The sequence below is a fragment of the Thermodesulfobacteriota bacterium genome (genome assembly GCA_035325995.1).
GTDB lineage: Bacteria > Desulfobacterota_D > UBA1144 > Nemesobacterales > UBA2774 > JADLGH01.
In genome coordinates this window covers 22,840-46,399 of record DAOKYU010000013.1, presented here as the reverse complement: position 1 = coordinate 46,399, position 23,560 = coordinate 22,840, and the positions used below count along the sequence as shown (strand labels likewise).

Below are 23,560 nucleotides of genomic sequence, written 5' to 3'. Positions count from 1 at the left end.
TCGAAGTAGCAGGCTCATTGTCATTTTCTTCGGACGCGCTTTAAGTGACTTTAGCAACTTCGTTGCTATGCCGAGAAACACACATACGTGTGCTCGCGTGCCGGAATTCGACGTAGCCGACTTGGAAATTCATACCACCGCCCGGTCGTCTGTTCCATTTAATCACCAGCCTTGCCCCGCCGAAGACATCGAGTGGATGAGCGTTAAAAATCCGACCTGCCTTACTCTTCCCTCCCCCTCCCAGGGGGAGGGTCAGGGTGGGGGTATAGTATTTGGAGGATTTAGCGAAGGAACGATGATTTTGCACGCCTCGCGTGCAGGATTCCGAAGTAGCAGCAGTCTTGCTATTACCACCTGACGCGCTTCAGGTGGTCTTGGCAACTTCGTTGCTACGTCGAAAAATGACACTACGTGTCCCCGGCCCGTGAGAATGAACCTGAGAGGTTTTTCACCCCCACATACCCCGTCCATTGCAATAGCAGCACTAGAATAAGCCTTTCTCTCGTGTGAAATATTAGAGATTTAATTACCGGATTATAGTACAATAGGAGAATAGGAGGGCAGCTTATGACCAAAAGCGACCTGATTGCTCACATCGCAAAAAGCACGGGCGTAAGCCGGGCGAAGGCGGCCCGGATTCTCGACTCACTCGTGCAGGGTCTCATCGAAGGGCTGAGAAAAGACGGCAGCGCGACACTGTCGGGGCTTGGAATCTTCAAGCTCATACAGCGGGACGCCCGCCGGGGACGCAATCCCGCGACCGGCGCATCGATAGACATACCCGCCAAGAAGGTGCTGAAGTTCAAGCCTTCTAAAGGCGTTGAAAAGGTTATAGGCGGATACTGGTAACCGCGCGGCATTGACGCGCTTCACACATCCACTTTCCCAGGGAATCGAGTTCCTTCCGATATCTTCGTGCCCGGCGCACTATCCGGCGACGTCCCCGTGTCAGGAATCGGCGTTCAGGCTCGTGATCCCGGCGGCAGAGCACGCGCTATTGAAGACGAAAATCCCGACCTCCTTCGTCAGCGGAGAGAAGTTGAAATTGATGCCTATGGCGAGCTTGTCGTTCACCTTGACGCCGGAAATCCCGCCCTCGACGGATGTCACGGTGCAGCCGATATTGGTTATCGGCGGTACGTCCACGCTATCTTCCGACCCCTTTGTCTCGCACTCTATCGTCCCGCCCGTGCCGCTGTTCACCGTAACGCTGGCATTACCGCTCGTCGCCCCTGTCGACGTTATCACTATATCAACAGTGTCGCCCGTATTTATCCCGCCGATGCCGTTACAGCCCTGCTGAGACGGCGCCATCACCGTCCCCGAAACTACTGTCGTCACACCCTCGGGCCCGCCGGGCCCCGGCGCGTTCGTCGGCTCGGGCTCCGGCGTCTCCTGCGCCAGTATGTTGTCGCCGTCGCACCCGGCGCTCAGGATCAAAACGCCTGCCAGCAAAGTCATTGCAAATGCAACCATCAGATTTTTCATAACGCTCCTCCCCGGATTCCGTATTCCCCCGCCCCCCGCGAAACCGGCAATCCGTCATTCGCCTCGATAAGCCGCTAATTTAAAATTATACCCCCGGTTTCGGACGGCCTGCCGGCCACATACGAAAATCCCGCTATATAATTAATTAAAATCACAATCAGCACTCGTCATGCAACCGTCGAAACCCAGAACCGCTCGCCGCTCGCCGCTCAAAGCCAAGCCCCTTCACAACCCCGGCGAATGAATCAGCCGTTACATAAAAGGGCTTGCCGTCCTCGACATGAATTTTTATCTAGTCGGCGGCGGCTGCCTGCTCCTTTTAATATTAATCGAATGGCTTCAATACTTCTCGAGACAACGGATACATCCTCTGACGTTTACGGTTATTGGCCTCATCACCATAGGCTACTGCACGTACAAAGTGCTCCATACTCGAAAGAAACTAAAACTGCTGAAGCGGGGATGGACGGGGAAAAGGCCGTCGGTCAATACCTCGAATCGCTCAGGGAAAAAGGCTGTGCCGTCTTTCATGACATAGACTGCGGCGGCTTCAACCTCGACCATGTTATCATATCCGAAAGAGGCGTGTTCGTCGTCGAAACGAAAACGCTGAGCAAACCTGCGCGGGGTAACCCCACAATAAAATACGACGGTTCCGGCATCACGGCAGGCAGCGTCAGACTACGCCCCAATCCGGTCGAGCAGGTGCGCGCCGGAGCCGACTGGCTGAGACAATTCCTTTCGGAATCTATCGGCAGGAATTTTAAGGTAAGATCGGCGGTCGTATTCCCAGGCTGGTTTGTCGAATCCTCGGCGCGGCACGATGCCGGCAGCACGTGGGTCATAAATCCCAAGGGCCTCCCGGCATTCATAAGAAACGAGCGTTCTTCGATCTGCCGCGAGGACAAAAAACTCGCCGCCTATCACCTCTCCCGATATATACGAACTACATAGCCATTAGCCATGCGGCGAAACAATACATCCCCGGGACGGCTGGCCACGCCCGGCGGCTCATAGCCACCGACAATTGAAGTAGCAGCGTATTGCCATAACTATCAGCCGCGCTTTGGATACCATGACATCCGAATCCGCTACTTCGGGAAACACACTCTGTGTGCATGCAACAATCCGGAGTGTCGGCTTTACTATATAATCACCCCTCGCACAAAAGCCGCTACGAAGATACATACCTGCTATGTCGTAAATACACACTACGTGTGTGTTGCCCCCGCGTACTTCGCCGGTATCATATATCCCGTGCCGGGAAGAACACTGACATATCTCATGCTCGCAGTCCTCGCGGTTCTGTCCGCGGCGGCCCGCGGCTCCCTCGCGAACGAGCCGGAGCCGCCTCCGATGATGAAGGGTGCGGACACGCCGTCCGTCAGGCAATGCGGCGAATGGAAGTCCCACGAGTACAAAAATTACGTCGTCAACACCCGCCACTCGACCGACTTCGCCGGGCAGGACATCTACATTTTCAAACACCCGGCGAGCCTCGCCGACCCGTGCAGTCTGAGGCCCCACAACACGTGGTACAAGATCAACGCGGGCGAATTCGGCGGGGCGAACGCCTTCCTCGGCATGCACGGCGGCCTCCTCTTCATCGACGAATGGCCCGGCCGCGACCACAAGCGCCTCCTTATAATAGACGCCGCGGCGAAGAGCCTGGTCTACTTCGACTGGTACGCCGATCCCGTGCTCGAAGGCGACACGCTCCTCTACAAGCGCGTCCTCAAATCGAGCCGCAAAACCAAATCGTCCATCCCCTGCCCCGACGCCGCCAAATGGGAAGAGGAAGGAAAGCAAGTCCTCTACACCGAAAAAATGTCGCTCGACCTCTCCACCATGAAGGCTACGAACTCGGGTGAGTTTTCCTGCGAGCCGGCCGCCGCGATCCAGCGCGCCACCCGCTACACGCACTGACTCATATAACATGACTGACTATGTCCGCAGACAATCGAAGTAGCAGCGTTGTTGCCAATATCACCTGCCGCGCTTCAGAGAAAACATGCCATTCCCGAATGCCTTTGCCTTTACTTGTCGGGGCGACTTGTCCAACGAAGCCTTTTTATCGGTCGGAGCTTTAGTGGAGTCTGAAGCAAAGTTGGAAGCGGGTCCGAGGCGAAGTCGGAAGCCTCAGCGTAGCCTGATAGCCATGCGAAACCTGAAAGCCTGAAAGGCGAAGGCGGGTAGGGAATCCATTTCCACCAGCAATCCGTCAAGCGCTTTTTTTATCATTTCGACCGCTGGGAGAAATCTGTCTTTTAATCCCTCCTCCCCCTTCAGGGGGAGGACCAAGGCGGGGGTTACCTTAAACCCGTCATTGCGAGCGAAGCGCCCCCGCGCGACCGCGTCAATCTAGTGGACCGCGTCCGCAAACAATCGAAACAGTGGTCCCATGCGATTCCCACCCGCCGCGCTTCAGGTGGTTATAGTCTCAGGACACGCTACGCTGAGAAACACACATTCGTGTGTGGTCAGTCAAAATGTAGAAAACACTTGCACCACCCTTACAAGCTAGCTCAGAACTTCCCCTTCAGCCATTGGAGCCCCCCGGAAGTAAACAATCGAAGTGGCGGCGTCTTGCCAATATCACCAGCCGTACTTCTGGTGGTTTCAGCAACTTCAGTGCTACGTCGAAAATCCCTTAATATTGCAAGCCGCGTAAGCAGCGCAGCAATACCCCTCCGGGCCGGCGGGCCACGCCCGCAGGATATCGAAATAGCAAGGCATGGTTATTACCACCTGACGCGCTTTAAGTGACTTTAGCAACTTCGTTGCCATGTCGAGAAACACACGTACGTGTGCACGCGTGCCGGAATTCGACGTAGCCGACTTGGAAATTCATAGCACCGTTCGGTCGTCCATATTGTTCAATCACCAGCCTTGCCACGCCGAAGACATCGAGTGGATGAGCGTTAAAAATCCGACCTACCTTACTCTTCCCTCCCCCTCCCAGGGGGAGGGTCAGGGTGGGGGTATAGTATTTGGAGGATTTAGCGAAGGAACGATGATTTTGCACGCCTCGCGTGCAGGATTCCGAAGTAGCAGCAGTCTTGCTATTACCACCTGACGCGCTTCAAGTGACTTTAGCAACTTCGTTGCTACGTCGAAAAAGACACTATGTGTCCGGCCCGGCGGCTCGCTGCCGCTGGCAATCGAAGTAGCAGCGCATTTCTATTACCACCTTTCGCACTTCAGTTGCAAAAATCCATGAAGGTACTTCGTCGTAAATCACACTTCGTGTGTGCTACTTTTCATCAAGGAAAAGTAGAAAACACTTGCACCGCTCTTACCTGTTAGCTCAGAACTTCCCCTTCAGCAACTGGCGGAGCGTGTCCGCTGGATACCGAAGTAGCGAGGTAGCTATTATCACCATCCGCGCTTCAGATGCCTTTAGTCTCCGAACATTCTGTCATTCCCAAATGTCTTAACTTGTCGCGGCGCAGGTTTTCATCGAAGCCGGATTGGGAATTCACTTCCGCAAGCAATCGGTCATAGGAGGCGGTGACAAAACAGGGTTTACACAAAACCTGACCGCGCCGTAACCGCCGCGCCGCCGGACGCCCCCTTCGCCCCCTCATTCCTCCAGCTTCGCACGCTTGATGACCCTAATCTCCCCCTCCGTAAGATTGTAGAAATGCGCGAGGCGTTCGACGGACTCCGTACTGTGCCGGATCGAATAGATGTCCTCCTCTTCGAGCCCGTACTTGAACGCGAGCTTGAGCACCGGGCTCCGCTCGACCTTCCGCGCGGTGTTCGGGATGTTGGGCGCGAGCTGCTCGCCGTTTTCGACCCTCTTCTCTATCCTCTGGAAAAGACGCATGAGCGCGAAGTAATTCGTGTTGTGGTGATCGGTGCGCACGCTCCACAGCGTCCCGTGGCCGCCGCTCCCCGTAAACGACAGCGCGAAGAGGCAGCCGTCCCCGGACGGGGCTCCCCCCTCACGCGCCACGAGCCCGGCGCTCCGCCTGAACCCCTTTCGGCTCACGTGCGGCCTGTCGGCCGGGACCGACTGCCGCGCCTTCCGGAGCCTCGCGCCGCCGAGGCCGGTGCGTCCTCCATGGGCGGGCGCTCCCGCGTGAAACCCCTGGTGCATCGATCCGCCGGAGCCGCCGCTCCCCGGGGACGCCCCGTACGCCTCCCGCTCCTCGCAGAGCGTGGGCGCGTCGTGATCGCCCGGCGCCGCATAAGCCTGCTCCTGCTCCTCCGCCCCGGCCGCAGCCTCTCCCGCCTCCGGACTGTTCCGCCTGCAGCAAAGGTCGTGCGTCCCCTCCGAATAAATCAGCTCGCCGCCGCACATCGGGCAGCGTAAATAATCGAAATCAGTTTCCATCAAAGCCTCCAAAGAAATTTTTGCGGGCGACGCCCGCCGGAATACGACCTGCAATTACCACCGGCTGCGTGAACGGTGCGGCATACCGCCGAATGTGCTACATCTAGAAACACACTACGTGTGCGGGCCACGCCCGCCGGAATACGACATTGCAGCCCCCATGCAATTACCACCGGCCGCGCGAACGGTGCAACATATCGCCGAATCCGCTACATCTAAAAACACACATACGTGTGTGCCGCGCGCCGGAAATCGAAGCAGCGGCGTATAGCAGTGACCGCTTCGCGCTTCCGGTGCAATAATCTCCTCACCGGCTACGCCGAAATCCACATAACGTGTGTGCGCGGCCGCCGCTTTTAGCGTTACAGCCCGCCGCATGCTCCACACCGGAGTCCGCACCCGTTCGGCGGAACCATTCCCCTCCGCATTCCAGCCGCACGAAAACCGCGCTGGCGCGAATACAGCTCTCCCGTCAGGGATACGTGCACGTATCCCGCGGTTTCACTCCTTTGGAAACTTTAATGGTTGTTACGGACTGGTCGGGGTCGCCGGGCGCTCGGCCCGGTGCCGGTCTCCCCCGGGCCCGTCAGTGGCCCTTCAGCCTGTCGGACTTGTTATCCCAGGGCAGGTTGACCTCGCGCGGCGGCTTGGGCTGCGCCCCCGCCGTCACTCGCTCGAAGTCCACCTTCCTCACGTTAAACTTCCGCGGACCGTTAGTCCTGCGGAAGTGAAGGATAATATTCCTGTCGTACTTCTTGTTCGAGGCGTGGTATATCTCGTACTGATCGTCCTCGAAGAGAAGCCCGATTATTCTGAAAGTGATGCCGAGCCGCTCGTGATAATAAAGGGCCTTTCCGCCCTTCCCCGACGGCTGTTCCGCGCGGCCTCCCGGCGGCGCAGTCTTCTTCGGAGCGCTGTCCCTCGCGTCCGTTACTTTTCTGATTTTTTTAGCCTTAGCTGCCATAATATCCCGACTTCGGTGCCTCATGGCGGCACTAAATCTTCTACCCCCGCTTTAATATTATACCTGAAAAATGCACAATTATCCCCTAATTTTCTTATAAATTATCAACTCCGTACACGGACCGGCCTCCCCGGGACTCCCTTATCACCGCCTTTTCAGCCCGCTTCATTCGAATTGCCGTTAAAATACACCTCATTTCAGGCATCAGGTTTTCACCATAACCAGATGTTATCACTACACAACAATTTCGCGCGCACCTGAATATCTTCCTCAGGGGCGCCTTTCTGCTTCCACGCCTTGCTACCGCCCATCCCGGAAGAGCCCCCGCTCGCGGTTCCGGGCCCGTATCTCCTGGAGAAGCGCGTCGGCCGCCGCCCTCGACGAGTTATCCTCCTGCTTCTCCTCGGCCCTGTACTTTTCCCTGAACGCACGGAGCCTGGCCCGCGTATCCTCGGACCACTCCTCCCATACGGGCGGACGTAGGGCGTCTCCACAGAGGCCGCGTTCTCCTCGTCGAGCCGCTCCCTGCAATACTTCATCCGCCGCCAGTCGTACGTAACCTCGCGGCCGCCGAGCTCGACCCAGCAATAGTCGTCGTTGCCGATTATGCCGAAGCACGCGCGGAAGTAGCCGTACATGACGCCGAGCCCCTCCTCGTCGTCGCCGAACGCCGTCCGCCAGTAGTTAAAGCTCTGCCTGTAGAAGACTCCGCCCTCGGCGAGCAGCGATTCGGCGAACGTCTCCGAGTAGCCGCACTTTCCGAGATAGACGCGGCATTTTTCCCGGAACGCCGAGAAGGTGTTCGCAAGCCTCACCCTCTCCTCGGCGCGCTTCAGGATGAGGTAGACGTACCTGAAGCCTTCGAGGAACCTCTCTATCGTCCGCTGCGACGCGTCCGCCGGGAAGAACTCCCTCTCGCCCGGGCGGATATACTCTGCGTTCCGGTCTATTTCGCCGTAAAGGGCGAAGAGCGCTTTCAATACAGCCTCGGGGTCCTTACCCGGCTCGGCGCTTTTCAGGAACGCCAGCGCCTCCCTCATCATCTTCCTTTCCCTCTCGCCCGGGGAGTGCCGTGCGCCCGCCTCCGGCGCCGTGCGACGCCGCGCGCCGTCGGGACGCGTCTTCGATACCCCGGAGCTCGCCGAAAACCCTCGCGTACTGTTCTCTTTCATTGCTTGCCTCCTCGATTCGTTCTATGTGCCGTAATGCACTTTCCCCCGCGTCCCCCGCTCCGGCGGAGCCGACTGCGCCGCCGTTCGCACGCCCTCCCCCGCCGCCTTCCGACTCCCTCAGCCTGAGGTGATAATCCACCGACTGCGCCTGCCCGGACAGAACGCATATGTCGGGCGGCTTGTGCATCCACCCGAACACCCCGCCCTCCATCTGCGAGCGTATCATCAGCTCGGCCCCGGCCGTCGCCCTCTCGAAAAGCCCCTCCGACCCGAGTCCGGGATTAAGCGCCGCCAGCCTCACGAAATACGCGACCGCCGCCCTGTACTCGCGCGCAGCTCTCAGCACGGGCTGGCCCGCGGCCGTCTCGTACATGTGCGAGAAGACGGTGTCGTACCACCTGGCCGGCGAATACGCCCCGCCGCTCGCCGCGGCCTTCCTGCGGATGACGGGGCCGTGCCCGGGCCGCGATAGTCTCGAAACTCCGGGACGCACACCGGTCGGCGAGGGACGGCGGCCCGCCTTACCTCCGGGGCGGGCCGTTCCGTCCGCGCCTTCGCATGCCTCCCGTACGGCATGGTCAGACCCCTCTCCCCACCCGGCGTTCTCTTCCCTTAACGACCTGTGGTTACCGGGATTCGGACACTCTTTTCCCGGATAAGACACACGCCCCCGGCGTGTATTCTTATACTCTTCTGATGATTTAAACTCTTCTGATGTATTTGGGCTGATGCTTTCTTCACCCACGTCCCTGACGCTTTCATCACCCTGTGTGGGTGAAGGTTTCGTCATGAGGTCGGTGAGCTTACGGACGAGCGCGTCAAGGCTGAAAACGACGCCGTTTATGCGCCCGTTCTCGCGGCGGAGGACCCGCCGGGTGAGCAGCCCCTTACGCTCGAGCGCGGCCAGCGCCCGGCGTATCGACCGCTCGCTCATGCCGTTCACCTCGGAGAGATGCCTGTACGGATTCTCCGTCCCGCAGTATGTATAATAATCTACATAGTCCAGCAATATGGTATATTCGTTATTTGTGAGCCCGAGCTCGGCGCGCCGCAGGCGAAGCGCCCTCGGCACGCGCATGTAACCCTTCTTCGTCAGCAAGCTTTCCCACGTATCCCTTCTCATTTCAGACCGCCCTTCTCCTTCTCGCATGATATTCAGACAACCCTTCTTTCCTTCTCCCACCGGTTTTCCCCGGTTGTCATCTCGAACAAACGTGGGAGACGACACATACCCCGGTTCGACATCGCAGCGGCAACTGCCCTGTCACTCTCCCCGCTCATACGATCACCGGCCGTCTTTCCCACGCCTGCCACGCTGGCTTCCGGTGCGTGTTGCGTGCCTGTCCCAGGCTCAACGGGCTCCGGGAGCCGCAGCGTCTCGACCTCCCATTCGAGGAGCATCAACTCGATCACCGGATCGTATGCGCCTGGTATCCCCAATCCCTCGAACTCCGATTCCGACCGATTCCTTTTCATCCCGCTGCTTCCTTTATCCCCCTGGACCTCGCCGGTCATTCCTTGCCTGCTCTTTTCACCCTCTCCCCCGAGGGAACGGATGCGATCGAGCGAGCATTCGGACGCCCTTCGTCAACTGCACCGGTGCGCATACAGTACAGCTCGAAAGCAGCCGAGACCTAATCAGATTAAGGTGGGGGTTCCCTTAATTCCAACCCTGCGTCAGCGGCACTGCGGTCTCGCCGATCTCCTGAGCGCTTGGTGCGCTTTCCTACCTGCGGCCGCCCCGCTACACCCGCAATTCGCACAGCAGCCGGAAATATCTCCGCCCCGGCTGCGTCGATTTCCTGCGCACGTGGTGCGCTTTCCCGCCGGCAACCACCCCGCTACACGCACCGATCGCACAACCGCAGGCTACATTTCAACCCCTAGCTACGCCGATTTCCGGCAGGTGTGACCTGCCCTCTTTTCAGATATAGCAACTTCCTCTATAGCGACTTCTTCGCCATACCCGCGTTCGCACAATCGCCGATCGTATTTCCCCCACTGCTACGTCAATTTCCTGCGCATGTGATGCGCCCCATACCCGCCCCTCCCTCGCCCGGAGACCACGCGCGGGCCCGGCAGCCCGCGACGGCAATCCTTCCGGAACAGTTTCAAAGGAGTGCGCCCCGGCCCTCCGCTTTTCTCTACGGAGTCTCCCCCGCGGCTGTCGCGCAACCGGACCGCGGGCCGGCCGGAGAAATCTACTACTGCCCCTACCTCTTCGTGAACTCGAGCCTCGGCTGCGTGTCCGCCGCTATGGGCACGACCCCGTCGGGCTCGTCCGTCATCCTGTCGTAAACGTGTATGAAATCCCCGAGCCCGACCTCTACCGAGCTGCAGTCGATGGAATCCCCCCTGTCCCTGCAGGTCGTTATAGTCACGCTTTCGTCCGTCCCGCCGTCGCTTTCGAACGACCGCCCCAGGTGCCAGCTCATGTATAAAAAGCCGAAGACCAGAACCAAATAGCTCGTGTACCTTAAAAATCCGTATTTCATGACTGCCTCCTCGTCTGCGCGCCTTCCGCGCACCGTGAATTTTGACCGACCCGGCCCCGGCCCCCGTTACATCAGCCCATCACCCGCTACGCCGCCTTCTTGCCGGCGCTGTTTCCGACCTCTTTTTCAAGCACCACCCAATACCCGTCCTTCTTGAGCCCCGTTACGACATTCGGGTGAGCCTCCTTCATCCTTAGAGTCTCGATAAGCTCGACCGGGTTAAGGCCGCCCCCCGAGACGTAGTCCGAGAAAGTCTCCCCTCTCCTTTTTAGTTCCTTCTCGAACCGGAGAAGGTTCAAATAACCGTACTTCCGGAGCGCGTCCTCGACCGGCCTGCTCCGCGCGCCCTCGACGTAAATCACCATCTTCGTCGAAGCCGGGCTCACCCCGTGCGACGCCGCGAACTTCTCTATGCTGCCCCACTCTCCTATGATCTGCTGCGTCGTAATGTGCTCTATACGTCCCATGTGCTCCGTCCCCTCCTTATATTGAATTCCGTTTTATTACTTCCCGCTTCATGCTTGCTCCAGCCTCCCTCCTTACTCTCTCCTCCCCCTTCCAGGGGGAGGAGAGAGTAAGGAGGGGGTAAACCGTCCCCACACAGGGCGTCGAAAATCACTTCCTTCACCGCCTCGATATTTTTAAGCACGTCACTGTTCCAAAATCTGAGGACCTTGTAGCCGTGAGTTTCAAGGTATGCGCTTCGCCTGAAATCATAGTCCACATACTCGCCGTGTTGACCGCCATCCACCTCTATAGCCATGAGCTTTTCCACGCATGCGAAATCCAGGATATACGGGCCTGCCGGATGCTGCCTCCTGAACTTGAATCCCCCAACCTGTCTCAGACGTATATGCCTCCACAACTTCGATTCGGCATCGGTCAGATTTTTCCTCAGTCTTTTGGCCTTCCATCTTGTCAATAGTCCGTTGCGCATACCATGCCCCCCATCCTGACCTGTTTTAATTCCTTCAACCGCAATGCGGTACTGTATAATCTCATGCGCCCTTTCCAGCGGCACTCGAATGCTCACTCGCTCGCATTCGTCCCCGCAAGCAGGGGGAAGGAAATGAATTGCGGTGCGCCCCCGGTTCCCAATCCCGCGAATTACCGTTCCCCGAAGATTCCCAGATTCATACTTGCAATTCACAATATTGTGTATTAATATAGACATTGTGATATTCACTACGTATAATAAAATCACAATTCTGTGAATTTGTCAAGGTTAATTTCACAGTTCTGCGAATAGGGGGAGTAAAATTGAATCAGAACAATGAAATCGGTAAGCGGCTAAAGCTCTTGAGAGAGGCGCTCGACCTCAACCAGGAGGACTTCGGCAAGGGGATAGGAAAATCGCTCAACACGGTCCTGAGCTGGGAATCCGGGCGGACGCGCCCGCCGGACCCGTTCCTTAAAGTAATAGAGAAGATCTACAACGTAAGCCCGAGATGGCTCAGGCGCGGCCTCGGGGATATGTTCATGCCCGACCTGGGTTCCGTCTTCGGCGGCGACCAGCTCGTCGAGGTGAAGATATGGGAGCTCGCCGGCGCCGGCAATCCGCTCGCCTCGCCCGACGCCGACCCTATAGAGAAGATAACCCTCCCCTCGCGCATCGTGCGGAAGTACACGAACGGCTTCCGCGTCGAGGGCGACAGCATGTACCCGACGATAGTCAACGGGGCCTACGTCGGCTTCGACCCCGACGATAAAAAGGTCGTCAGCAACGGCATCTACTGCCTCCACCTCCCCTACGAGGGCTACGTCGTAAAGCGCCTCGAGATCAAGCCGAACGAGGTGATCGTCAAGAGCGACAACAAAATGGTGGGGGACTACTCCGTCTCGGTGGGAGACATGGACCCGAACCTCATCGTCGGCCGCGTAAGGTGGGTTTTCCAGAATGTGTAGGCGGGCCACGCCCGGAGGATGCCGACATAGCGAGGCGGAGCTCATAATGCGGCTGGCGCGGATGACCACAATAGCAAGGGTTGGCTATTCCGTTGAAAAGCACACGATGTGTAGGCGAGCCCGGATGCGGCAACAAAAATTCGTCATGCTGAACTTGATTCAGCATCTCGTTTCCAGTGTGTGGGGAATTTAGAAATTCGGAGACATTGCCTGATAAGGTTAATAGTTTAATCTTTAGATAGTATTGTATTTCAATTATTGCATCAGGGGGATATTCAATGCGGGAAGGACACACATTTATAGCGATAGCTTTGCTTTGCATTCTTACATGTGCCGCCGAGGCGCAGGACCAGGACGGCTACGACTTCCGAAAGACGAAATGGGGAATGACACCCGCGCAGGTGAAGGCGTCGGAGAACACAAGTCCAATAGCCGAAGGGCCTGCTAGCCAATGCGACTTGATAATAATCTACTCCGGGAATGTCGCTAACTTACAGACTCTTTACAGCTACCACTTCATAAATAATAAGCTCGTATCCACCTTCTATAATTTTCGAGAGTCTTATGTTAATGACAATAAGTACCTGGAAGACTATCTTAAGATTAAGGAAATCCTAACGCGAAAATACGGCTCTCCTTCCAAGGACAATACTGTCTGGAGCAACGATCTGTACAAGGACGATCCCCAGAACTATGGGACCGCCGTATCAGTAGGCCACCTAGCCCTTCAATCCGACTGGCAAACGCCTGGAACAGATATAAGACTCACTCTTAAAGGAGAAAATTTCCAAGCGGGAATGGGAATTATCTACATTGACAGAAAATCCAAAGCGCTCATGGAATCATACAAAAATAAATCCGAGGAAGAGGATTTTTAATCGTGCGAAAAGGATAGGCAGACCTCAAGAAGCCCTGGAGATAAGTGTATGACAGACACGAAACACGCCCCAAAAACTCTCGACGACGTTCGCACCCTCATCCACACCCTCCGCGGGCAGCGTGTCGTGCTCGACGCAGACCTCGCCGTGCTTTACGGCGTCGAGACAGGCGCGCTCAACCAGGCCGTCAAAAGGAACATCGAGCGCTTCCCCGAGGACTTCATGTTCCAGTTAAGCAAGGACGAGCATGACAACTTGATATCACAAACTGTGATCTCAAGCTGGGGCGGCAGAAGGAACCTCCCCTACGCCTTCACGGAACAGGGCGTCGCCATGCTCTCGAGCGTGCTCCGAAGCAAGCGCGCGATCGAGGTGAACATTGCCATTATGCGCGCGTTCGTCCAGATAAGACAGCTCGGCGCGCAGTATAAAGAGCTCGCCGCCCTCGTCGAGAAGATAGACAAACGCAGTATCAGGAACTCCGAGGACATCGAGGTCGTAATCAGGACGCTCAAGGAAATAATGTCGCCCAAAGCCCCGACGGGCAAACGGAGGATCGGATTCTAAAATGACGCGACAGGGAACCAACCGGCGAATGAGGAATAACAGACACCTTATACATAGAACAGTCCCGGGTGCGGTGCTGGCAATAATCATGTCCCTCGCCCTCTCGTCGTGCGGGGGCGGCTCGCCCGAGGCGGCGCTCGAACAGATGCGCGAAGCAGCCTGCCGGGGCGACGTCGATGCATTCATGTCGCATATCGACAAGGAAGAATATCTTCGCAATCAGCGCAGGAAAGCCGTCGAGAATGCTATAAAACGGCAGAGCGGGAACGGCCTCGCGGTAAAGCTCGCCACCCACATAATCGGACAGCTCTACATCTACGGCATCAACCCGTTCCAGGACGAGGCTACCTCATCCGAAAGTAAAAGCATCGACGCCCGCTTTATGGAAATATTCGCAAGAGAAGTCGGGTACGGCGAATCGAGCGGATTCTGCAACTTTACAATATCCGGCATCGACAGCCGGTCCAGCAAGGTAACCATAAAATTCCCCCATGCCGATACCAAGCAGCATCTCTATTTCGAAAACAGTTTTGGGAGCTGGAAAATGGTAGACCTCACCCTCGATAGTAGCGGGGAAGATAAATCCACAGGTACGGCTACACCGCCTGGCGACACATCCGCCGGGCACTATTTCGAGGAAGGAGTCCCGGCCGCCCGCCCGTGGGTGAGGCTCATAGCAAGGACCACCGATTACTGGATAGTCGGTATTTTTCTATTTACCGTTATGGCAATAATAGATTACGACTTCCTTACCTTGATTTCTTCGAACAGGGTCACAGATACTCTATTTGGCATGGTTGGAATATTCATTTGGGTTTTTATCGAGCCATTCTTTTTGAGCAGGTTTGGCACTACACCGGGCAAGTACGTGCTTGGAACTTATGTTCTGAATGAAGACAAATCCCTCCTTTCCTACAAATCCGCTTTGAACCGTAGCATCGGTGTTTGGTTTAACGGTGAGGGCTTGGGCATACCGATACTGAGTCTTGTGACTAACTATATTGCATACGACCGGTTGAAAAATAATGGAATTACCAATTGGGACAAAGCCGGAAATTTCCTTGTAATCCATAAAAAAATCAAATTCTCTTTCTCGTTGTTGATTCTGGCAATATTCTGGTCACTTATCTTACTTTATCTGTTAAACACGCTGATGAAGCTACTCATTCTTATCTTTCTCACTTAAAGAATGGAGATTTGTCGTTGGCATACAAGCATCCAATTAATTCGTACTGAGGGCTACAGAGTAAAGATGAAAGGAAAAATCTGGCACTACGACAGCGGCAACAGGCCGCGCGGCCCCTACACCGAATCCGAGATCGAAGGGCGCATAGCCGAGGGCGAAGTCACCGGGCAGACGCTCGTCTGGGCGCACCCGATGGAAGAATGGCTCCCCGCTGCGACGGTAGAGCCGTTCAAGGCGCGCTTCGCCAGGGGCGAGCCCCTTCACGACGACCCTACCGTCCCCGCCGGCCCGGGCTTCGTCTACGTGAGCCAGATGCAGCCGTGGGCGCGGTACTTCGCGCGGCACCTCGACTACATGACGTTCGTCTTCGTGGCCGTCGTCGTCTCGATGCTCACGTTTTCGAGCATCCGAGGGATCCTGACGATGACCGTCGGCCAGATGATTATCGCCGTCATTCTACTAACGTTGATATGGGCCTTCGTCGAGGCCGCGCTCATAACCGCCTACGGCACGACGCCGGGCAAGTACCTTCTCGGGATTCACATCGCGGATTCGGAAGGACAAAAGCCCGGCATCGCGCAGTCCCTCCGCCGGAGCCTCCGCGTTTGGGCGATGGGCATGGGCATGGCGCTCCCGGTCGTGGGGCTCGTAATGCAGGCGCTCGGCTACAGGGCCCTCAAACGGCACGGCGTCGCCCCGTGGGACAGGCTCTCCCGCACCGAGGTCGAGCACTTCGACTACCACATCCTCTCGCCGATCTTCTACTTCTTCACGGCAGCGGCGCTAATATTCCTCGCCGGGGTCCTCGGCGCGGCAATGGGGAGGTGAGGGAGGGAATATGAATATCCTGAACGAGCAAATCTGGTACTACGAAAAGGACGGACAGCCGTGGGGCCCGCTTGATTCCCGACATAAGAGGCAGAGTTTATTTATAGAAATTCTTTAATTTGAGCTGCTTAGAAATATTACATATCCATTATTAAATGGTATTTTACTATAAATGGAATTTTCAGAAATAGAGTACCTACATTTTATTACCAATATTGATAATATCCCATCGATCCTGGAAAAGGGGATATTAAGTCACAATAGAATCCGTGCTCAGAGAATTAGACCGCAGCAAATAGATGACCCTAAAGTTCAAGAAATTAGAGACAATATAACATTACCAAATGGTACGCACCTCCATGACCACGCCAATTTATATTTCAACCCTAGAAATGCTATGATGTATAAACGGAAAAGTTGGCATAAGGATCTATGCGTGCTTCGAGTTGCTCCTAAAATTATGAACACAACAGGAGTAATGGTTACGGATATGAACGCATCTTCTGATTGGCGGAACTTTTATTCGACAAAAGAGTTGTGGAAACTCGATAGTTCTCTTATCTTTCTACGTGATTGGAATCACGATCACTATCCTACGTATCTTCGACGAAAATCATCTGTATGTGCAGAAGTTTTAGTTCCAAATTGCGTACCTCCGAGTTTAATATCAGGAATTTGTGTGTCTTGTATAGAAAGCTATGAAAGAATAATAGAACTATTAGACGGTCATAATATTTGTGATAATGTATGTATTAACAGTGACATGTTTTTTCGATAACCAACAAACATGACTATTAAACCCCAAATCTTGGTTGGCGATATTTTCAAATCAGATGCCCAAACCCTTGTCAATACTGTGAACTGTGTCGGGGTTATGGGAAAAGGTCTTGCTCTGGAATTTAAGAAAAGATTCCCCGATATGTATCAGGACTATGTGGAACAATGCAAATTGGGAAAGGTCAAACTCGGGAAACCTTACATATTTAAGAGGCTGATCAAACCATGGATTCTATTATTCCCGACAAAAGATCATTGGCGTTCAGTTTCTAAGCTCTCAGACATTGAAGAGGGTTTAAATTATCTTGAAAAGCACTACAAGAATTGGGGTATCGTTTCATTAGCCGTTCCTCCTCTCGGCTGTGGCTTAGGTGAATTGAACTGGGAAATTGTTGGTCCTACACTATATCGCCACCTCAAAAAATTGGAGATACCGGTTCAATTGTATGCGCCACATGGAACCCCAAAAGGACAATTAGAGCCTGAATTTCTTGAGCAGCCGAGTGATTCACAACTAATTGAACAAAAAAATACGCCTAAGAACCGGATTGAATCCGGATTCATTTCAATTATTGAAGTTCTCAACAGAATTGAAAACAACAGATATCGCTGGCCGATAGGTAGAACCATGCTGAATAAGCTTGCTTACTTCGCCACAACCAGTGGATTGAATACAGGGTTAGACTTCAAAAGAGGCAGTTTCGGACCTTTTGCACCGAACCTGAAATCTAAACTGACGAAACTGGTTAATAATGGCCTGGTGAAAGAAGATAAGAAAGGCTCCATGTTCATTGTTAAAGTAGGTGACACATATCCAGACGCACGAAAAATCCAAAATTATAGAAAAGAAATCGAGTCGAAACAAGAAACCATAAATAAACTTGCCGATCTGTTCAGTAGAATACAAAATACAACACAGGCGGAAATAGCTGCGACTGTTCATTTCGCATATCTAGAGCTTAAAGAAAAAAAATCTCAAAAGCCCTCAGAAGACGAAATATTAAATGAAGTTATGGAATGGAAGAAACGTCGTAGGGTTCCTCTGGACAAAGAAGACGTCACTAACACCATTCGAAATCTGGCTATACTTGATTGGCTCGATATACGTCCAGGCAAAATGTCTGAAGAAGAAATGAAATCCGAGTCACAGCTTAACTGAGCTATATCTCTACCTTTCTTACTATTTCTACACGTAGTTCGGGCATTCCCCTTTCAAGCTCACCAAACCCGGGGCTTTTCAAAACCCTGCCTGTTTTTAAATCCGCGCCCCCTCTCCTACCCCTCCCTATTCGGCGTCCCCAGCACATGCGACTTCGGCGGCATCATCACGTCGTCGAAGGTCTGTGTGAACATCGCCGCCGCGAAGAATGCCACCGCCCGGAGAGTCTCCGTGCCCGCGTTCGCGAGGTCGTGCTTAAGCCCCGTCGGCAGAACGAACACGCTCCCCGGGCCGACGTCGTGCGTCGTGCCGTCCTCGAGGAAGAGCTTCCCCTTCCCCGCTATGATGTACTGCGTCTCCTCGGTTGCGTCCGTGTGCCATCCGAGCCTGTGCCCCGGCTCGATCTCGTACACTATGGTGGACGACTGCGTCGTGCCGTGCCCGCCGTAAACGGCGAACGCCCCCGCCCAGTGGACGGCGGAATCGCCCTCCCCCCAGACTTCCGCTCTCTTTAACTTCGTGGAATCTACTACCGGAACCATATATTTGCTCCTCTTGAGATGTGATAGGCCGACTGCCTGGAAACTACTCTTGCCGGTATTCGAGTGCCGCACTCCGGACCGCCCCGCTCCCGAAGCGCTCACCGCGGCGTGCTCTCCTCTCCGTATTCGGCGGAGGAGGAGTCGCGCGGTGTGTCGGGGCCCCATACTCCCCTGACCCCAAGTATAGGTTGCCTTCCGTCTGCGGTCAACGCCACGGTTTTGCGGGCATGCGAAGCCCGCGAAGAAGCGCTCTTTCGGGAATATGCACGAACGCGGTGAAGAACCGCGCCCTCGTGCGTAATTCAGGCGAGGCGGGAACCGTGCCCCGGCGAGCCCGGCGCCCGCACTGAATTTCGGTTACGACAGCATCGCGTCATTGCTCCGAGACCGTGAGCTTCCAATCCTGCCAGTCGAACACGGTGCTCCCGTTTTTTTCGAGCTTCGTGACCTTATTGTCGGACGCTCCCTTCGGGGTCGAAAGCCTGTACTTGCTGCCATGCCCGAGGAAGTGATAAGCGTCGCCGTTCCCGAGCGTCACGTCGTAAACGTTGCCCGACCGAATGTGGATCATCTCGCAGTCCCCTTCATACTTGTAATTGTCGCTCTTCTCGTCGTAGAGCCTGCACTTGCTCTGCGACACCGTCGTCCTTCCGGGCTCCTTCTCCGTATTGCCCTCGCAGTCGGGCTTGGGCGCGTAAGCTATCGCCTCGTAAAGCCCGTCCGCCGTGCGAATCGAAACGCAGTTGTCCGAACCCTTCTCGGTCCAGTAGCTGTAAGAGCTTTCCTTGCCCTTCTCCGTTCTCACCCACGTGTACCCCTTGGCCTTCACCTCGGCTTCGGCCTGCTGCCCGGCCCTCGCGCCGACGAGGTCCGAAAGCGGGCCCACCGGATCACCCGCCGACTGCCCGAGCGCCGCCGGAGCCATCGCCCCCGACAACGCAAAACAAACTACCGCCGCTGTAATGTATGATTGTCTCACGACAATACCTCCTCAATATTTCGATATATTTCGATAAACAATTGTATTATGCAGCGGAACGAAAGCAAGCGGTTTATATTCAGAGCACCGCGAGACGTTTCACATCCCTCTGCGATTGCATATTTCACCGTGCAGACGGGCAGCGCCCGGTGTAGTATCTTTCCCGACGAAGCGGCGGCCGGGCTAACCGGACGTACGCACGGACCGTTCTAATCGCTCAGGCTAAGCTACGCCGATTGCCTGCGGACGTGGTCCGCCTGCCACTTGCTCTTGTCACGAAATTTTCCTAGTCCTGTTTACTATAGCCGCCAGACGACAATGCCGCCGGGCCGAGCGAATGTGTGAAGCCGCCGCTCCGCCGACGCTCATCGAACGAGACGAATCGTGAGCCAAAAGATCGTTTATACCGGGGCCTGCTTCTGCGGGGCGGTCGAGATAAAAGCCGAGGGCGAGCCTATCCTGATGGGCTACTGCCACTGCGATTCGTGCAGGCGCTGGTCGGCCGCGCCCGTAAACGCGTTCGCGCTGTGGAACACGGGCGAAGTACACGTCACGATGGGCGTCCGCAATATCCGCACATACAACAAGACCGCGGACACTTCCGCAAATCGTGCAAGGCGTGCGGCGGCCACCTCTACATGGAGCACCCCTCGATCGGGTCTCATCGACATCCGACCCGCGGTTATCCGCCGCCTCCCGTTCAAGCCCGAGATCCACATTTTCTACGCCGAATCGGTACTGAAGATCGACGACGGGCTGCCGAAATTCGACGGCATGCCGGACGAGAACAAACCGAAGAGGTAAGGGCTTGCGAGCATTCGAGACCCCACCCGAATCCTTATGTGTAACTAAGCGTATCGTCTGGCATCATATATATAAAGCACAATTCAAAACACCAGGAGATAATCGGATGAGCGAAAACGGAACTTACACGGGGGCCTGCTTCTGCGGGGCGGTCGAGATAAAAGCCGAGGGCGGCCCGTTCCTCATGGGATACTGCCACTGCGATTCATGCCGGCACTGGTCGGCCGCGCCGGTCAGCGCATTTTCACTCTGGAGGCCCGGCGCGCTCACGGTCACGAAGGGCGAGGACAACGTGCTCACATACAACAAAACGCCCGACAGCTTCAGGAAATCGTGCAAGGCGTGCGGCGGCCACGTTTACTCCGAGCATCCCGGAAAGGGATTCATCGACATCTATCCTGCCGTGCTCCGGGGGCTCGAATTCAAGCCCGTCATGCACGTCAGCTACGGCGAATCTGTGCTGCGCGTGAAAGACGGCCTCCCCAAGTTCAAAACATTCCCCAACAAAGACGGCGAAGGCGAGATGATGGACGAGTAGACACGCCTCGCGTGCAGGAATCCGACGTAGCCGACTTGGAAATTCATAGCACCGTTCGGTCGTCCGTTCTATTTAATCACCAGCCCTGCCCCGCCGAAGACATCGAGTGGATGAGCGTTAAAAATCCGACCCACCTTACTCTTCCCTCCCCCTCCCAGGGGGAGGGTCAGGGTGGGGGTATAGTATTTGGAGGATTTAGCGAAGGAACGATGATTTTGCACGCCTCGCGTGCAGGATTCCGAAGTAGCGGCAGTCTTGCTATTACCATCCGACGCGCTTCAGGTGGCCTCGGCACCTCCTGCGCTATGCCGAAAACGACACTACGTGTCCCCGGCCCGGCGCACCACGTGCGCAGGAAATCGAAGCAGCAGCGCCTTGCTGTTACCACCTGCCGCGCTTCCGGTGCCCGTAGCATCCGAACTAACTACGATCGTGAAACACACGTTGTGCGCTTCCCCACGAAGCGGCGACCCGGCTATATCCACCGCTCGCACGAAAGCCGGGACAATCTCCGCCCCGCTACGTCGATTGCCCGCAGGGGCTCCCCGCCTAGAATTCGTCGATTATGTCGTCGATAATATCGTCCCCGTCGATGTGCCCGTTAAACGACGGCACGAAAATAAGAACGTCCCTCGGCACGACGCACGGCGCGTCTGCCGTGCACTTCCCGTCGAACTCGTCTATAACCATCGAATCCCTTCCGAAATCGACGCCCCTGTCGGGGTCGCTGAGACAAACGCCGTTGAACGCTTCCACGTCCACCACCGGCTCGTCGTCGTTACACGGGTTGTAGACGACCCCGTCCTCGACGAACGTGTCGGAATTATCGTCCTCGCACTCATTGAGCCGCATCGTCGTCTCGAACCCGCCCGGGTTGATCACGACGTCCAGGTGTGCAAACCTCGGCGTGCACACGTAATCGAACGGTGATTGGTCATCCGTCTGCGGTATCGGCGCCTCGCCGTCGAAGTCCGTCGGGAGCGACGCGCCGACGACTTCTATGTCGTATTCCTCGCCGCCGATAACGGCAGTGCCCTCGCCGCTCACGCTGCGGCCGTCGCGCGTGGCCAGTATCTCGATGAAGAGCTCGGTGACCTGGTTCTCGCCTACGCCCTCGGCGGTAAAGTTCGGCTCGTCGGACGGCCCGTCGTCGAATACATCCTCTACGTCGTCGCACGCCACGGCGAAGGCGCACAGCGCCGCGACGAACACCAAAAGCGGAATTCTTGCTGCGTATCTCATTTCGGTAATCCTCCTCGAAGTTTCGGATGAAAGATGCATGTATATGGGCAATATGCGTGCCGCATGAGAGCGAGGAGGCATATCGTGTAATGACCGATGGTTACGCAGAGGCTGTAGTCGCGCCGACGACAAAAGAGCAGTATTATGAACAGTCCCGACTGTAGGATATTGCACAGGACACTGCATATTGTTAAAGTCCCCCTTAGTAAAAGGGGGATTTAGGGGGATTTAAAATAATGCGACTTTTCCATCTGTAATCAGATAAAAGTAGGAATCTACACCAGTATCGTATCCAGCACCGACCCGAACGACGTCCCCGTCAGCCGGTGATACATCTTCACGATCTGCTTCTCCGTCATCCCCGCGATAAGGTCGACTACGATGCGGACTATCTGCTCGTTCTTTCCGTCCGCGCTCCCGCGCCAAACCTCGTCCAGCCCGGCGAGCCGCTCGGACGTGTTCACTGGGAAAATCCTGTACCTCCCGTTCCGCGCCGCGCCGAGGAAAATCTCGAACAGCTCGGAGACGATCTTCCTCTGCCCGTGCTGCTGCTGGGCGAGCGAATGACTGTCGATGACGTAATGCCAGGTGAGCTCCTTCAGCATCTCGACCTCGAGCTCGGCGCGCTCCTTTATCGTAACGCGGCGCTCGGCTTTCTTTCCGGGGACGTTCAGCGAAATCGCGTAAACGTAGCGCCCGATGAGCGACGACGCGAAGCTCTTCAGGTTCGCGCGCTGGCGGCGCGTGCCCTCGTAGGGCTCGTCGATCGGGATAAACCCGATCAGGCTCACGAACGCGCGGACGATGTCGTCCCGCGCCTGCGTCGTCTGCCGCCTGTCCTCCCCGCGCCATCTCTGGAACGTCCCGCGAAGGAACCGCGCTACCTCGTTGCTGCTCGACGCGAGCTCGCCTACGGCGGCGTCGAGCCTGCCCGCGTTTTCCCACTTCGTCACGAACTGCTCCGTGTCCTTCCGCAGCCTGTCGAGCGGTATCAGCCCGGCGCGGTAGAAATCCTCGAGGTCGTGGACGGCGTACGTGATGTCGTCGGCCCAGTCCATGAGCTCGGCCTCGACGGTCTTCCGCTGGTCGTTCTTAAACGGCTTCCGCGTCCACTCGAACTCGTCCGCCTCGGTGCGGTACGCGCCCCACTTCCTCCGCTGCCGCCCCCTCGTCCCGCGAAGCCACGGGTATTTCAGGATGGCGTTCAGCGTCGCGCGGGTAAGGTTCAATCCCGGCATGTTCGGATGGCGTATCGAGAGCTTCGTCACGATGCGGTACGACTGCGCGTTGCCCTCGAACCCGTCCCAGACCTCGCCGAAATCGACGACGAGACGGTCGAGCTCCCTCTCGGCGATGTGCCCGAAGGGAGGGTGCCCGAGGTCGTGCGCGAGCGACGCCGCCTCGACCACCTCGGGGCTGATCCCCCCGAGCCCGGCGGCCTCGCCCGGCTGCTCGCGGAGCATCTTCTCCGCCAGCCGCCGCCCTATCTGCGCGACCTTAAGGCTATGCGTCAAACGGTTGTGGAATATGTGCCCTTCCTCGGAGCCCACGACCTGCGTCACCCCCGCGAGGCGGCGGAAGGCGGACGTGTAGAGGATGCGGTCCCTGTCCCTCTCTTCGGGCGCGCGCTGGTCGGGCCGGCGGTCGTTCGGGTGGAATACGTCGAGTCTGTCCGGGTAGGGCATTATGCAGGTTCC

The 23,560-nt window shown here is 56.3% G+C and carries 23 protein-coding genes and 1 pseudogene; 11 read left to right on the top strand and 13 right to left on the bottom strand.

Annotated elements, in window-relative coordinates:
- Positions 1-567: 567 nt before the first annotated feature.
- Positions 568-849: an HU family DNA-binding protein gene (locus PKC29_13905; GenBank protein HML96513.1), complete on the top strand. Its 282-nt coding sequence runs from the start codon at positions 568-570 to the stop codon at positions 847-849.
- 99 nt (positions 850-948) lie between these two features.
- Here the strand turns inward: PKC29_13905 and PKC29_13900 are convergent, their stop codons facing one another.
- A complete protein-coding gene (locus PKC29_13900; protein HML96512.1) occupies positions 949-1,488 on the bottom strand; it encodes a hypothetical protein in 540 nt (179 codons plus the stop codon).
- A 462-nt stretch (positions 1,489-1,950) separates the two neighbouring features.
- Here PKC29_13900 and PKC29_13895 point away from each other — a divergent pair, with 462 nt between their 5' ends.
- Both PKC29_13895 and PKC29_13890 read left to right on the top strand, forming a co-directional pair.
- Positions 1,951-2,442 carry a nuclease-related domain-containing protein gene (locus PKC29_13895; GenBank protein HML96511.1) on the top strand — a complete coding sequence of 164 codons (492 nt, stop codon included), beginning with the start codon at positions 1,951-1,953 and terminating at the stop codon, positions 2,440-2,442.
- A gap of 303 nt (positions 2,443-2,745) precedes the next feature.
- Positions 2,746-3,414 carry a hypothetical protein gene (locus tag PKC29_13890; GenBank protein ID HML96510.1) on the top strand — a complete coding sequence of 223 codons (669 nt, stop codon included), beginning with the start codon at positions 2,746-2,748 and terminating at the stop codon, positions 3,412-3,414.
- A 1,657-nt stretch (positions 3,415-5,071) separates the two neighbouring features.
- Here the strand turns inward: PKC29_13890 and PKC29_13885 are convergent.
- The 8 genes and pseudogenes from PKC29_13885 to PKC29_13850 form a co-directional block, all read right to left on the bottom strand.
- Positions 5,072-5,827, bottom strand: coding sequence for a hypothetical protein (locus tag PKC29_13885; protein ID HML96509.1), 756 nt, complete (start codon positions 5,825-5,827; stop codon positions 5,072-5,074).
- Between the two features lie 586 nt (positions 5,828-6,413).
- Positions 6,414-6,791, bottom strand: coding sequence for a hypothetical protein (locus PKC29_13880; GenBank protein ID HML96508.1), 378 nt, complete (start codon positions 6,789-6,791; stop codon positions 6,414-6,416).
- Between the two features lie 212 nt (positions 6,792-7,003).
- The gene (locus PKC29_13875; protein HML96507.1) at positions 7,004-7,834 is read right to left on the bottom strand and encodes a hypothetical protein; all 831 of its coding nucleotides are present in this window, start codon (positions 7,832-7,834) and stop codon (positions 7,004-7,006) included.
- Positions 7,788-9,086, bottom strand: a complete 1,299-nt coding sequence (locus PKC29_13870) for a hypothetical protein (GenBank protein ID HML96506.1) — start codon at positions 9,084-9,086, stop codon at positions 7,788-7,790. Before PKC29_13870 ends, PKC29_13875 begins: the two co-directional genes overlap by 47 nt.
- Before the next feature lie 32 nt (positions 9,087-9,118).
- Complete coding sequence (locus PKC29_13865) at positions 9,119-9,478, bottom strand: hypothetical protein (GenBank protein HML96505.1); 360 nt, start codon at positions 9,476-9,478, stop codon at positions 9,119-9,121.
- Between the two features lie 698 nt (positions 9,479-10,176).
- Entirely contained in the window at positions 10,177-10,458 is a 282-nt protein-coding gene (locus tag PKC29_13860) for a hypothetical protein (protein ID HML96504.1), read from the bottom strand.
- A gap of 86 nt (positions 10,459-10,544) precedes the next feature.
- Positions 10,545-10,925, bottom strand: coding sequence for a hypothetical protein (locus PKC29_13855; GenBank protein HML96503.1), 381 nt, complete (start codon positions 10,923-10,925; stop codon positions 10,545-10,547).
- Positions 10,926-11,071: 146 nt separating this feature from the next.
- Positions 11,072-11,395 (bottom strand): annotated as a pseudogene (locus tag PKC29_13850) (DUF559 domain-containing protein).
- A gap of 323 nt (positions 11,396-11,718) precedes the next feature.
- Here PKC29_13850 and PKC29_13845 point away from each other — a divergent pair.
- The 6 genes from PKC29_13845 (at position 11,719) to PKC29_13820 (ending at position 17,758) form a co-directional block, all read left to right on the top strand.
- Positions 11,719-12,363 carry a S24 family peptidase gene (locus tag PKC29_13845; GenBank protein ID HML96502.1) on the top strand — a complete coding sequence of 215 codons (645 nt, stop codon included), beginning with the start codon at positions 11,719-11,721 and terminating at the stop codon, positions 12,361-12,363.
- Between the two features lie 278 nt (positions 12,364-12,641).
- Positions 12,642-13,241 (top strand): hypothetical protein, encoded by a 600-nt coding sequence (locus tag PKC29_13840; protein HML96501.1) that lies wholly within the window; start codon positions 12,642-12,644, stop codon positions 13,239-13,241.
- A gap of 48 nt (positions 13,242-13,289) precedes the next feature.
- Positions 13,290-13,808, top strand: a complete 519-nt coding sequence (locus tag PKC29_13835) for an ORF6N domain-containing protein (protein ID HML96500.1) — start codon at positions 13,290-13,292, stop codon at positions 13,806-13,808.
- A gap of 28 nt (positions 13,809-13,836) precedes the next feature.
- The gene (locus tag PKC29_13830) at positions 13,837-14,994 is read left to right on the top strand and encodes an RDD family protein (protein HML96499.1); all 1,158 of its coding nucleotides are present in this window, start codon (positions 13,837-13,839) and stop codon (positions 14,992-14,994) included.
- 66 nt (positions 14,995-15,060) lie between these two features.
- Entirely contained in the window at positions 15,061-15,822 is a 762-nt protein-coding gene (locus PKC29_13825; GenBank protein HML96498.1) for an RDD family protein, read from the top strand.
- 787 nt (positions 15,823-16,609) lie between these two features.
- Positions 16,610-17,758 carry a macro domain-containing protein gene (locus tag PKC29_13820; GenBank protein ID HML96497.1) on the top strand — a complete coding sequence of 383 codons (1,149 nt, stop codon included), beginning with the start codon at positions 16,610-16,612 and terminating at the stop codon, positions 17,756-17,758.
- Positions 17,759-17,874: 116 nt separating this feature from the next.
- On the opposite strand, the gene PKC29_13815 is transcribed toward PKC29_13820, so the two are convergent.
- Together PKC29_13815 and PKC29_13810 are read right to left on the bottom strand one after the other, a co-directional pair.
- A complete protein-coding gene (locus PKC29_13815) occupies positions 17,875-18,300 on the bottom strand; it encodes a cupin domain-containing protein (protein HML96496.1) in 426 nt (141 codons plus the stop codon).
- Between the two features lie 373 nt (positions 18,301-18,673).
- Positions 18,674-19,279, bottom strand: a complete 606-nt coding sequence (locus PKC29_13810) for a hypothetical protein (protein HML96495.1) — start codon at positions 19,277-19,279, stop codon at positions 18,674-18,676.
- A gap of 384 nt (positions 19,280-19,663) precedes the next feature.
- On the opposite strand from PKC29_13810, the gene PKC29_13805 reads away from it, so the two are divergent.
- On the top strand, positions 19,664-20,083 hold the full coding sequence (locus PKC29_13805; protein ID HML96494.1) for a GFA family protein: 420 nt from the start codon (positions 19,664-19,666) through the stop codon (positions 20,081-20,083).
- Between the two features lie 106 nt (positions 20,084-20,189).
- A complete protein-coding gene (locus PKC29_13800) occupies positions 20,190-20,621 on the top strand; it encodes a GFA family protein (protein ID HML96493.1) in 432 nt (143 codons plus the stop codon).
- 549 nt (positions 20,622-21,170) lie between these two features.
- On the opposite strand, the gene PKC29_13795 is transcribed toward PKC29_13800, so the two are convergent.
- Positions 21,171-21,863, bottom strand: coding sequence for a hypothetical protein (locus PKC29_13795; protein HML96492.1), 693 nt, complete (start codon positions 21,861-21,863; stop codon positions 21,171-21,173).
- Positions 21,864-22,138: 275 nt separating this feature from the next.
- A complete protein-coding gene (gene dgt, locus PKC29_13790; protein HML96491.1) occupies positions 22,139-23,548 on the bottom strand; it encodes a dNTP triphosphohydrolase in 1,410 nt (469 codons plus the stop codon).
- Between the last annotated feature and the right edge of the window lie 12 nt (positions 23,549-23,560).

What these genes read in the sequence shown, in the direction of transcription:
- PKC29_13800 (HML96493.1), top strand. Translation starts at nt 20,190, where the DNA reads ATGAGCGAAAACGGAACTTACACGGGGGCCTGCTTCTGCGGGGCGGTC.
- PKC29_13885 (HML96509.1), bottom strand. Translation starts at nt 5,827, where the DNA reads ATGGAAACTGATTTCGATTATTTACGCTGCCCGATGTGCGGCGGCGAG.
- PKC29_13900 (HML96512.1), bottom strand. Translation starts at nt 1,488, where the DNA reads ATGAAAAATCTGATGGTTGCATTTGCAATGACTTTGCTGGCAGGCGTT.
- PKC29_13835 (HML96500.1), top strand. Translation starts at nt 13,290, where the DNA reads ATGACAGACACGAAACACGCCCCAAAAACTCTCGACGACGTTCGCACC.
- PKC29_13815 (HML96496.1), bottom strand. Translation starts at nt 18,300, where the DNA reads ATGGTTCCGGTAGTAGATTCCACGAAGTTAAAGAGAGCGGAAGTCTGG.
- PKC29_13870 (HML96506.1), bottom strand. Translation starts at nt 9,086, where the DNA reads ATGAGAAGGGATACGTGGGAAAGCTTGCTGACGAAGAAGGGTTACATG.
- PKC29_13825 (HML96498.1), top strand. Translation starts at nt 15,061, where the DNA reads ATGAAAGGAAAAATCTGGCACTACGACAGCGGCAACAGGCCGCGCGGC.
- PKC29_13855 (HML96503.1), bottom strand. Translation starts at nt 10,925, where the DNA reads ATGGGACGTATAGAGCACATTACGACGCAGCAGATCATAGGAGAGTGG.
- PKC29_13860 (HML96504.1), bottom strand. Translation starts at nt 10,458, where the DNA reads ATGAAATACGGATTTTTAAGGTACACGAGCTATTTGGTTCTGGTCTTC.
- PKC29_13880 (HML96508.1), bottom strand. Translation starts at nt 6,791, where the DNA reads ATGGCAGCTAAGGCTAAAAAAATCAGAAAAGTAACGGACGCGAGGGAC.
- PKC29_13830 (HML96499.1), top strand. Translation starts at nt 13,837, where the DNA reads ATGAGGAATAACAGACACCTTATACATAGAACAGTCCCGGGTGCGGTG.
- PKC29_13895 (HML96511.1), top strand. Translation starts at nt 1,951, where the DNA reads ATGGACGGGGAAAAGGCCGTCGGTCAATACCTCGAATCGCTCAGGGAA.
- PKC29_13840 (HML96501.1), top strand. Translation starts at nt 12,642, where the DNA reads ATGCGGGAAGGACACACATTTATAGCGATAGCTTTGCTTTGCATTCTT.
- PKC29_13865 (HML96505.1), bottom strand. Translation starts at nt 9,478, where the DNA reads ATGACCGGCGAGGTCCAGGGGGATAAAGGAAGCAGCGGGATGAAAAGG.
- PKC29_13795 (HML96492.1), bottom strand. Translation starts at nt 21,863, where the DNA reads ATGAGATACGCAGCAAGAATTCCGCTTTTGGTGTTCGTCGCGGCGCTG.
- dgt (HML96491.1), bottom strand. Translation starts at nt 23,548, where the DNA reads ATGCCCTACCCGGACAGACTCGACGTATTCCACCCGAACGACCGCCGG.
- PKC29_13905 (HML96513.1), top strand. Translation starts at nt 568, where the DNA reads ATGACCAAAAGCGACCTGATTGCTCACATCGCAAAAAGCACGGGCGTA.
- PKC29_13875 (HML96507.1), bottom strand. Translation starts at nt 7,834, where the DNA reads ATGATGAGGGAGGCGCTGGCGTTCCTGAAAAGCGCCGAGCCGGGTAAG.
- PKC29_13820 (HML96497.1), top strand. Translation starts at nt 16,610, where the DNA reads ATGACTATTAAACCCCAAATCTTGGTTGGCGATATTTTCAAATCAGAT.